This is a genomic window from Hominimerdicola alba 8 (assembly GCF_000178155.2).
In the GTDB taxonomy this organism is placed as follows: Bacteria; Bacillota; Clostridia; order Oscillospirales; family Ruminococcaceae; genus Hominimerdicola; species Hominimerdicola alba_C.
Window position 1 is genome coordinate 1 of record NZ_ADKM02000053.1, and the last position, 10,358, is coordinate 10,358.

Sequence of the window (10,358 nt, forward strand, 5' to 3'; positions counted from 1 at the left end):
AAGATCACGCAAGGTCACTACCGTATGCAACGGCAAGCGTGAAATCTGGACGGACTACGAACAGGCAAAGGCGTATTTCCTTGAAATGATGATGACCACGGAGGGCGAGGAACATGACCGAGCAGAATGCGTTTACATTCAGATTATGCACGGGCTTGACGAGTGCAGCGACGAGGACGAATAATCAGCAGGGTGAGTTGTTTCGGTATGCTCTCAAACGAATGGAAACGCCCCTCAGCCCCTTCCAAGCCTGCGGAGCGAAAAACTAACCGCCTGAAAAGAAAAGACCTGAGAAATGCTTGTGTGAGCAGATCTCAGGTCTTATCTGTTATTCAGTTCCAATAGAGTATGCTGTCATTGTGACGCGCGCCATAATGCTGAAATGGACTTGTGCGGAACGGATTTTGTGTGCGCCAATAGACTACGGTCAAGCAGCACACATCAATATTGTGCCTTAACGAAATCTTAACACCGTAACCGTAATCTTAACAGCACCTTAACCGCTCATGTGATATAATAAAGCTATCATTTGGACGAGAGGTGTACGATGTTACATAAAAATAGAGTAAAAAACAGAAATCATATGACTTCATTTCAGGTCATCATTATCAGTTTCTTTTGCCTGATTCTGGTTGGTACGCTGCTTCTGATGCTGCCGATCTCATCAAGGCAGCGGTGTGTGACTTCATTCCCTGATGCAATGTTCACAGCTGTTTCAGCTACCTGTGTGACCGGGCTTGTTGTAAAGGATACTGCTACATACTGGTCTCTGTTCGGACAGGCGGTCATTTTGACGCTGATACAGATCGGAGGTATGGGCGTTATCACCATAGGTTTAGCTATTATCAAAGCATCAGGCAGGAAGATAGGTCTGTGGCAGCGCAGTACAATGCAGGAATCCATCTCCGCACCGCAGGTTGGCGGTATCGTGAAGCTGACAGGCTTTATCCTTAAAACATCACTTATCATAGAGCTGATCGGTGCGGCTTTACTTGCACCTGTTTTCTGCAATGATCTTGGTATTGCAAAGGGGCTGTGGTATTCTTTATTTCACAGCATATCAGCATTTTGCAATGCAGGCTTTGATCTGTTCGGAGTCAGGGAACCTTTCTCCTCTCTGACATCTTACCATAGCAATATCTATCTTAATATTATCATTATGCTGCTGATCATCACAGGCGGCATCGGCTTTCTTGTGTGGGACGATATCGGAACACATAAGTACAGGATCAGGCGCTTCTCACTGCAAAGCAAGATCGTACTAATGACATCTGCTGTCCTGATCGTACTGCCTGCACTGTATTTCTTCTTTTATGAGTATGGCAGTGAACGGATACATGATCGGGTGATCCATTCCCTATTTCAGTCCGTTACTACCCGTACAGCCGGCTTTAACACAACCGATCTTGCCGCTATGGAGGAATCGGGCACGGCGGTAATGATAATACTTATGCTTGTCGGCGGATCGCCGGGCTCTACAGCAGGCGGCATGAAAACTTCCACTCTTGCGGTACTGTTCCTTTCTGCCATTACAGTTTTCAGCCGCAGGAACGATGTGCATTGTTTCAAAAGAAGAATATCCGAAGAAACAGTCCGCAGTGCGGGCGCTGTCCTGTTTATGTATCTTGTTTTGTTCTTCACAAGCGGTGTCATTATCAGCAGAATAGAAAATCTTCCGCTTCTGACCTGTCTGTTTGAAACAGGCTCGGCAATAGGCACAGTGGGGCTGACTCTCGGGATAACAAGCACGCTTTCGGGAATATCCCGTGCGATACTTATGGCACTTATGTTCTTTGGCAGAGTGGGCGGTCTGACGCTTATATATGCGGCTCTGCCGTCGGCAGAAAGTTCAAAGATAAAACTGCCGCTTGAAAAAATAACAGTAGGATAGGAGAAAATATTATGACAACAGTATTGATATTGGGACTTGGCGAGTTCGGGAGCAACATCGCAAAACGAATGTCTGAATTCAAATGCGAGGTAATGGCGGTAGATATAAAAGAAGAACGTGTTGACGATATACTCCCCTTTGTGGGTAGTGCAAGGATAGGCGACAGCACAAATGAGGAATTTCTTCGTTCGCTGGGTGTGAACAGCTATGACGTGTGTATCGTAGCTCTTGGCGGACTTTTCCAGTCATCACTTGAAACAACTAATCTTCTTAAAGAGCTGGGTGCGCCATTTGTTGTTTCGAGGGCGACAAACGATGTTCAGATGAAGTTCCTCAAAATGAGTGGAGCGGACGAGGTGGTCTATCCCGAGAAACAGACAGCCATACGCCTTGCCACAAAGTACGTCTCCGAAAGCATACTGGATTTTATACAGCTTGACAACAACTATTCTATATATGAGATGAAAGCGCCGAAAGAATGGTTCGGCAAAACTCTCGCGCAGATAGATATACGCAAAAAGTACAGGATAAATATGCTGACGGTAAAGCGTGGGAACGAGGTCTTTATACCTGCTCACGATACGGTCATTCAGGCTGATGACGTGGCATTCATCATAGGAGAGGTGCAGGATATACGCAAATGCTTCAAGGTTTGAGAACCTGTCTTCACAAGACTCTGTACGTGTCTTTTCAACGATATTCAGTCGCTTTCTGCGTTGAAAAACCTTGCAGTGCGACAGCACAACTGCGGTTTTTCGCCTTGAAATCGACTAAATCTCGCTGAAAATCCACGCACATTTCTTGTGAAGACAGGTTCTGATATTGACTATCGTAATATTTTGTGATAAGATTATTCAGGGGTGTTTGTTTGAATAATGCAAAGCTCTTTTTTAAAGACCTTTCTGTGTGTCTTGTGGTGCTGACCGCTGCAACCCTTGCCGGGTATGCTTTCAAAGCCTTTCAACTTGCCGATGCGGATATCATTATGCTGTATATCATCGCTGTACTTGTGATATCCATTTTCACGTCTAAGATACAGTTTTGTCTGATCTCATCGGTAGTGGGCGTTGTGCTTTTTAACTACTTCTTCACCTATCCTGAGTTTTCTCTTTCAGCTCACGATGCAGGCTATCCTGTCACATTTGTTACGATGTTTATTACAGCATTTATTGCAGGAACGCTTGCAAACAAGCTGAAACGCAATATCCTTATAGCCGAGCAGAATGCCCGTGAAAAGGAAGAAGCGGCACTGCTTGCACAGAATGAACAGTTAAGGGCAAATATGCTCCGCTCAATATCCCATGACCTCAGAACACCGCTGACTTCCATATCAGGCAATGCCAGTACGCTACTGTCAGGCGGCGATACGCTTTATGAATCAGCACGTCAGCAGATATACACGGATATTTATTCCGAATCTATGTGGCTTATCGGAATGGTGGAAAATCTCTTATATGCCACACGAATTGAGGACGGCAGAATGCAGCTCAATATCTCGGTAGAGATACTTGATGACATCGTGCAGGAGGCTGTCAGACACACCGAACGCACTCACTCAAAGCGAAATATCATAGTAGATATGCTTGACGAGATAATCCCTGTCATGGCAGATGCGAACCTTATCGTTCAGGTCATAGTCAATCTTATGGATAATGCAGTCAAGTACAGTGATGAAAATTCTGATGTTACCGTTACTGTGCGCCGTGAAAATGAGTATGCTGTTATATCCGTGTCCGATCACGGCACAGGTATCTCTGATGAAGAAAAGGAAAAGGTATTTGATATGTTCTATACGGGCGGAAGCCGTTCCTCAGACAGCAGAAGAAGTCTGGGGCTGGGACTTGCACTGTGCAGGTCAATTATTACTTCACACGGCGGTACTATATCTGTCAGCGACAACATACCAAACGGTACAGTTGTCAGCTTTACTCTGCCAATAGGAGAGGTCGATCTGAATGAATGAATATCTTGTTCTGGTGGTGGAGGATGACAAGCCTATCAGAAATCTTATAACAACCACTCTTAAAATGAATGATTATCGCTTTATCACCGCCGTCAGGGGCAGAGAAGCGGTCATGCTCAGCGCTTCGCATAAACCTGACATCATCATACTTGACCTTGGACTGCCCGACATTGATGGCGTTGAGGTCATAGAGCATATACGCACTTGGAGCGATGTTCCTATCATCATAGTCAGTGCAAGGAGCGAGGACAGGGATAAGATAACAGCCCTTGACAAAGGTGCAGATGATTACCTGACAAAGCCGTTCTCTGTTGATGAACTTCTCGCAAGGCTCAGGGTGATACAAAGGCGGCTCATGAGATCCGAAAACGTATCGGTCACGGAGTTTGTCAACGGCAGACTGAGGATAGACTATGTTTCGGGCTGTGTTCACCTTGATGATGAAGAACTTCACCTGACACCGATAGAATACAAGCTGCTGTGCCTGCTTGCCAAGAATGTCGGCAAGGTGCTGACACATAAGTACATTATCCAAAGTGTATGGGGAACTCCTGCGGATAACAGCGAAGCCTCCCTGCGTGTATTTATGGCTACCCTGCGAAAAAAGCTGAGTGACAGCAGTCAGGCGCTGATACAAACACATATCGGTATTGGGTATCGTATGATGAAATTATAGCTTTATGGAGCAGTACAAAGCAGACACTTTATTTGATGATCTGTATTGCCTTCAATGGCTGCAAAAACAATTGAACTTATTTTTCTAAAGGAAATAAGGGCAATGCCTTCCACTCACGGAGGACATTGCCCTTTTCCTTATGCTTTGATCATATCAGTCCTGAATCTACTGCATCATAGTCGCACCGTCCTTGAAGCCAATCTTGTAGGCAGCTCTCATTTAAATCATATTTTTTTAGTATTCCTGACTCGATTGATCGTCCGTTCAAATTCACCGCTGTCGAGCCATTCAGCAAGAAAGAACTGTTCAAGCATAGGGACTGTGCAGGAATAAAATCCGACAGTCTGTTCATATAGAGGCAGCAGTTTCTCAGGCAGAAGCATATAGGCAACACGAAGTGAGGGAGCGATAGTCTTTGAGAAGGTGTTGATGTATATGACATGATCGTTTTCCGACTGTGCAAACAATGTCTGCGGTGCTGTTCCGTTCAGAGTGTATTCAGAATCATAGTCATCCTCAATAATGACCGCATTCCTTTGATACGCCCATTCCAGATAGACCTGTCTGCGCTTAGCAGAAGCAGTTACGCCGCTTGGAAAGCTGTTGAAAGGCGTGACATGGAGGATCTCTGCACTTGTTCTGCTGAGTTCATCAGTGCGGATACCCTCTCCGTCCATTTCAAGCATATCACAAACAGCGCCGTTTGCCTTATAGACTGCTTCTATTTTTTCGTAAGAGGGCGATTCCAACGCAATGGTCTTTCCTCTGCCAAGCATCTGGATACAGATCCCGTACAGGTATTCAGCCCCCGAACCAATAATGACCTGTTCTCTGGATACATTGATATTTCTGCATCTTGAAAGATAGCGGCATATCGCATCACGAAGCTGTGAACAACCACCCTTTGGAGATTTCATCAGTATCCGTTCCCCGTAATCAAGGATCACTTTTCTCAGCATTGCTGCTACCGAGGAAAACGGAATATTGTCGTTATGCAGAATATGATCCCTGTCTATTTGAAAGATCGTCTCCTCTGTTGCAGAAACAGGAAAGAAGCTCTCGACAGCGTATTTCACATAGCAACCGCTTCGCAGACGCATTTCACAGAACCCTTCATCGCAAAGCAGCTGATAAGCGTGTTCTATCGTCGGGAGACTGACAAGACAATCTCTCGCAAGCTCCCGTTTTGAGGGGAGTTTTGCACCATGTACAAATGCTCCCGATATGATTCTATTGCGCAGTTCATTGTAGACCTGCATATAAGCCGGCACGCTGCTTTCACGGTCAATTCGGATATGCATTTTCCCCACCTCTTACTTTGATTATACTACTTTCTTAGGCGTTTGGCAATCGTTTGAAAGAAATATTCATAAACTGTAAAATCCTCGGTCAGTTCCGGATGGAAAGCGGTTGCAAGCTGATTATCTTGTCTGACTGCAACGATCCTGTTATCGTGTGAAGCAAGAACTGTGACATTATCACGCACATTCGTTGCATACGGTGCGCGGATAAATGGCATTTCGATTTCTTTCCCTGCAAATATATCGACACAGCGAAAGCTGCCGAGCTGTCTGCCGTAAGCATTCCGATGCACAGATATATCCAATGTTCCAAAGCAAGGAGTACCGCCGCCTGATATTTCTTTTGCAAGGAGGATCATACCGGCACAAGTCCCAAAAACAGGCAAACCATTCTGTATCATTTCCTTTAACGGTTCAAGCAGGTCAAGCTCTGTCAGAAGTTTCCGCATCGCTGTACTTTCACCGCCCGGTAGGATCAGACCGTCAAGCTCCGTCTGAATGTCATGTCTCTTGCGTATCTCCACTGCCTCAGCACCAAGCTGACATACCTTTGCGGAATGCTCTGCAAAAGCTCCCTGTACTGCAAGTACACCTATCCGCATTATTTACCTCTTTCTTCCATAATGAGCTTGATCTCGCTCTCATTGATACCGACCATAGCTTCACCAAGTCCAGATGAAAGTTCAGCGATCAATTTTGCATCATTATAATTCGTAACAGCCTGTACGATCGCACTCGCACGTTTTACGGGATCGCCGGATTTGAAGATGCCCGATCCAACAAACACACCTTCTGCACCGAGCTGCATCATCAGTGCGGCATCGGCAGGTGTCGCAACACCGCCGGCGGCGAAATTTACGACCGGAAGTCTGCCCGTATCGTGAACCTGTTTCAGCAGCTCATACGGCACTTGAAGTTTCTTTGCTTCTTCATAAAGTTCGTCCTCACTGAGCGATACAGCATGACGGATCTGTGTATTCATCATTCTCATATGACGAACTGCCTGCACGATGTCGCCGGTACCAGGCTCGCCCTTTGTTCTTATCATAGATGCTCCCTCGGCAATACGGCGAAGGGCTTCACCAAGATCTCTGGCACCGCAGACGAACGGCACTTTGAATTTTCGCTTATCCACATGGAAAACATCATCGGCAGGCGAAAGCACCTCGCTTTCATCAATATAGTCGATCTCGATTGCTTCCAGTATTTGTGCTTCAACAAAATGACCGATACGGCACTTCGCCATGACCGGAATAGTCACAGCTTCCTGTATTGAACGGATCATAGCAGGATCGCTCATTCTTGACACGCCGCCGGCAGCCCTGATATCCGCAGGGATACGTTCCAGAGCCATAACTGCACACGCACCTGCTTCCTGTGCGATAACCGCCTGTTCAGGAGTGGTAACATCCATGATCACGCCGCCTTTGAGCATCTGTGCAAGTTCCTTGTTGAGCTGATATCTTTCTTCCATTATGAGTACCTCATTTCTGTTTTTTCTTATTATAGCAAAACTGGTCATATTTGCATATAACCAGTTGCGTTTTATTTTATGGTATCAGATGAAACATAGGAACAATCGAAATCTATGCCACAAAGCGGAATGATATTATCGTTTCATGCCAACAGCTTTACAGCAACGATCATTAAAAAATGACCTCCGGCACAACTATATGCCCTGTTCCTCCGCAGTATTTTGTGGTCGTGTTTATTATTTTCTGTGCTGTTTCGGTCAATAGTTTATCGGGAGTTGCGGCGTTGCCCTGAACGATATCAATCATTTGTATTCCTCCTTTCGTTTATTATCGTAAAACCAACCGTCCAAACATAACCAAAATAATCGTTGTTAAGGTGTTGCTTACGGCACACCCATTGCAGCACTCCACCATATTTTGAAAACGGCGTAAAATCGCCGTTTCCTTATATACTGAATTTTACCTCAATGCCATTTTCATCACTCACATAGACCGCTTCGAGCATAACCGCCGCAAGTTCGTGCTTTTCTGGAATGGAGAGCTTGTCCCAATGCTCCATCGGCTTTTCCAAAGGTGCGGTATCTACCGTTCTACGTTTGCGAGCCTTAGCCTGTATCTTACGCTCCAGAGCCGCCTTCTGTTCGTGCAGTTCATTGACCGTGTTCTGAATATACTCAAACAGCACCGTATCGGCATCACCGAGTTTTTTCATCAGCTTGCGGATCTCTTCATCGATCTTGATAATCTCAGCCCTCAACGCTTCGGTGTCGGCATCGGGAGCATCTGCACTTCGCTTTGTGATCACAAGCTGATCAATACGGTCACGCATCGCCTGCTCGACAGCACTCTCGACTTCTTCGGGACGAGTTTTCAGGAACTTCTTCACACAGCCTTCCTTACGGTATGCTCCCGAATCTCTGAGGTATCTGTAACGCTTACCACTTTTGGCATTGTCATAGTAGTGGATTTCCAAATGATAGCCGCAGTGACCGCATTTCAGAAATCCCGTCAGCCACGAATGATTGGCATTCGCATTATTCGGGATACGCTTGTTATGGGCTTTCTTGTCCTGAACGGCAAGCCATACGCTCGCATCGACCAGCCCCTCATGATACCCGACCTTAACAAAAGTCACTCCCGAAGCCCTATGAATAAACACCCCGTGAATACCATCATATGCTTCAATATCATCGAGTATCTCATAGCCTTTGGAAACGAAAAAAGCATACACCTCTTTGTCGGCTCTCACATACAGCGGACTTTCAAGAATACGGCTGATGTGACTTCTGTCCATATTGTCCTTTATCTCGCCGTTATGCTTAGAAAGCGTGTAAATATCGTTCTCCTTGAAGTATTCGATCACATCTTTCAGCGAGGTTGACGGCTTCTGATACAAGTCATAGGCGATCTTTACCGACTCCGCCTGCTCCGAGGGAACAAGCACCGAGCCTGTTTTGCCGTTCACCGTTCTGCGCTCGGAGGTAAATCCATAGTAGGTCTTACCGCCTTGATAGAAACCTGTTTCTCTTGCTCTTGTGCTGTATGCATCGGCTACACGGGCAGCGATCGTCTCACGCTCAAACTCCGCAAAATTCAGCAAATTGTTTCGCATCATACGCCCTTCCTTTGTCTCCGTATTGAACGGCTCAGAGAGCGAATAGACAGTCACACCATAGCGGTCAAGCTCGTCCGTAATGTTAAGATACTCCCTCATATTTCTGCTGAAACGATCATACTTCTTCACAACAATTCTGCTGATAAGACCGTCACGAGCATCCTGCATCATCTGCATAAATGCCGGGCGGTGCTGAACATCTTTTCCCGATTTTCCATCGTCACAATATACCTGATATTCGCAGTCTCCAACGAACCTGATACATTCCTCCCTCTGTGCGGAAATGGACAGCGAATTGTTGCCCTTATCCTTGTCGCTCACGGAACGGCGGACATAGATCGCCGTAATTCCGTTATTGTTAGTTGTTGTCTTTTTCATATTATCGACCTCCGATTAGTATCAACTTGTTGATACGGCAATCGTACAGCCGATATTGCGGTATCTATATTGTAGCGCATATCGGCTGAGATCGCAAGTTCTTTTTCAAAATTTTACTCAGCGATATGCTTTGTGAGAATGTCATAGATACGGTTGATCTTCGCAACCCGAATCGCTTCGGGGACACTCTCGGGGCAGGTGACTTTTACTTTAAGCACCTTGCCCTTATCGGAGATCATAGTACCTGCCTTCTCTCTTTCTACGGCAGTAGTTGTCTCTTTCAAATTGCTCCTTTCCGCCTGCGATATTTTTCTCTCTACACGCAATGGCTTTTAGTTGCAGGGTCGTTACTCCTGCACAGGGCAGCTGTGCGGAACGGCAGAGCCGTCCCATATCACAGCTATCGTTTTGTTGTCGGTTTATATCTTAAACCGCATAGGGATTTTTCTTCTCAAAGAAAGAAGTCTGACCGAGCATTTCTTCCTCGTCGGCAACATCATCATAGCTGTTATCCGACACGGAATTTTCGTCAGCAACAGGCATAGCCGCCTTCTCGTGTTCTCTTGCGATCATATCGGCAAGAGCCTGCCCCTCACAGCTATACTGCTTACACAGCGACTGGTAGATCAGCAGAGCTTTCTGCTCACTCAGCTTTTCGCATTCTGCCGTATCGGTCTTGATACGCTCTTTCAGCTTGCCGATCTTCTCATCGAGCTTCGTGATCTTCTTTGCGATGTCAGCCATATCTTCACCACCGTTCATTTCAGATTTCGGGGGAGCATCACGCTCAATCCCGTTATGAATATTATAGCAAATTTCGATGCTGTTTGTCTATTGGCAGTGCGCATGAACTTTGGTGTGCCAGATGAGTTTTGCGTTCGACAAATTGTTATGGGGAATTTATTTTAACAGCGAAATCACACCGCAGAGATACGGCTTTCAAGCATCGGAAACAGGATCATTCAATACAAGTCGCATGGCTCCGAACGCTCTGAGGAGCGAAAGAGCGATTATAAAAAATCGCTCGAAAATAAAAATGCTCCGATGTTCAGAATATCT

The 10,358-nt window shown here is 45.9% G+C and carries 12 protein-coding genes; 5 read left to right on the forward strand and 7 right to left on the reverse strand.

Features of this window, described 5'->3' with window-relative positions; all coding sequences use genetic code 11:
• From CUS_RS05245 to CUS_RS05265, 5 genes are all read left to right on the forward strand, one after another.
• Positions 1-184, forward strand: a 184-nt coding sequence (locus tag CUS_RS05245) for a hypothetical protein (RefSeq protein ID WP_037276641.1), incomplete at its 5' end; no start/stop codon positions are given.
• 363 nt (positions 185-547) lie between these two features.
• On the forward strand, positions 548-1,891 hold the full coding sequence (locus CUS_RS05250) for a TrkH family potassium uptake protein (RefSeq protein ID WP_002848060.1): 1,344 nt from the start codon (positions 548-550) through the stop codon (positions 1,889-1,891).
• 11 nt (positions 1,892-1,902) lie between these two features.
• Positions 1,903-2,547: a potassium channel family protein gene (locus tag CUS_RS05255; protein ID WP_002848067.1), complete on the forward strand. Its 645-nt coding sequence runs from the start codon at positions 1,903-1,905 to the stop codon at positions 2,545-2,547.
• Between the two features lie 212 nt (positions 2,548-2,759).
• Complete coding sequence (locus CUS_RS05260; RefSeq protein WP_037276643.1) at positions 2,760-3,854, forward strand: sensor histidine kinase; 1,095 nt, start codon at positions 2,760-2,762, stop codon at positions 3,852-3,854.
• Complete coding sequence (locus CUS_RS05265) at positions 3,847-4,530, forward strand: response regulator (RefSeq protein ID WP_002848069.1); 684 nt, start codon at positions 3,847-3,849, stop codon at positions 4,528-4,530. Before CUS_RS05260 ends, CUS_RS05265 begins: the two co-directional genes overlap by 8 nt.
• A 224-nt stretch (positions 4,531-4,754) precedes the next feature.
• Here CUS_RS05265 and CUS_RS05270 read toward each other — a convergent pair whose 3' ends face one another.
• The 7 genes from CUS_RS05270 to CUS_RS05295 form a co-directional block, all read right to left on the reverse strand.
• Positions 4,755-5,831 (reverse strand): PLP-dependent aminotransferase family protein, encoded by a 1,077-nt coding sequence (locus CUS_RS05270; RefSeq protein WP_002848058.1) that lies wholly within the window; start codon positions 5,829-5,831, stop codon positions 4,755-4,757.
• Between the two features lie 26 nt (positions 5,832-5,857).
• Positions 5,858-6,433 (reverse strand): pyridoxal 5'-phosphate synthase glutaminase subunit PdxT, encoded by a 576-nt coding sequence (pdxT, locus tag CUS_RS05275; RefSeq protein WP_002848046.1) that lies wholly within the window; start codon positions 6,431-6,433, stop codon positions 5,858-5,860.
• Entirely contained in the window at positions 6,433-7,305 is an 873-nt protein-coding gene (gene pdxS, locus CUS_RS05280; protein ID WP_002848072.1) for a pyridoxal 5'-phosphate synthase lyase subunit PdxS, read from the reverse strand. The genes pdxT and pdxS overlap by 1 nt, the downstream gene beginning before the upstream one ends.
• Before the next feature lie 172 nt (positions 7,306-7,477).
• Positions 7,478-7,612, reverse strand: a complete 135-nt coding sequence (locus tag CUS_RS19085; RefSeq protein WP_002848071.1) for a hypothetical protein — start codon at positions 7,610-7,612, stop codon at positions 7,478-7,480.
• 139 nt (positions 7,613-7,751) lie between these two features.
• Positions 7,752-9,299, reverse strand: coding sequence for a recombinase family protein (locus CUS_RS05285; RefSeq protein ID WP_002848056.1), 1,548 nt, complete (start codon positions 9,297-9,299; stop codon positions 7,752-7,754).
• Positions 9,300-9,412: 113 nt separating this feature from the next.
• Positions 9,413-9,583: a hypothetical protein gene (locus CUS_RS05290; RefSeq protein WP_002848053.1), complete on the reverse strand. Its 171-nt coding sequence runs from the start codon at positions 9,581-9,583 to the stop codon at positions 9,413-9,415.
• A 142-nt stretch (positions 9,584-9,725) separates the two neighbouring features.
• A complete protein-coding gene (locus CUS_RS05295) occupies positions 9,726-10,043 on the reverse strand; it encodes a hypothetical protein (protein ID WP_037276647.1) in 318 nt (105 codons plus the stop codon).
• Between the last annotated feature and the right edge of the window lie 315 nt (positions 10,044-10,358).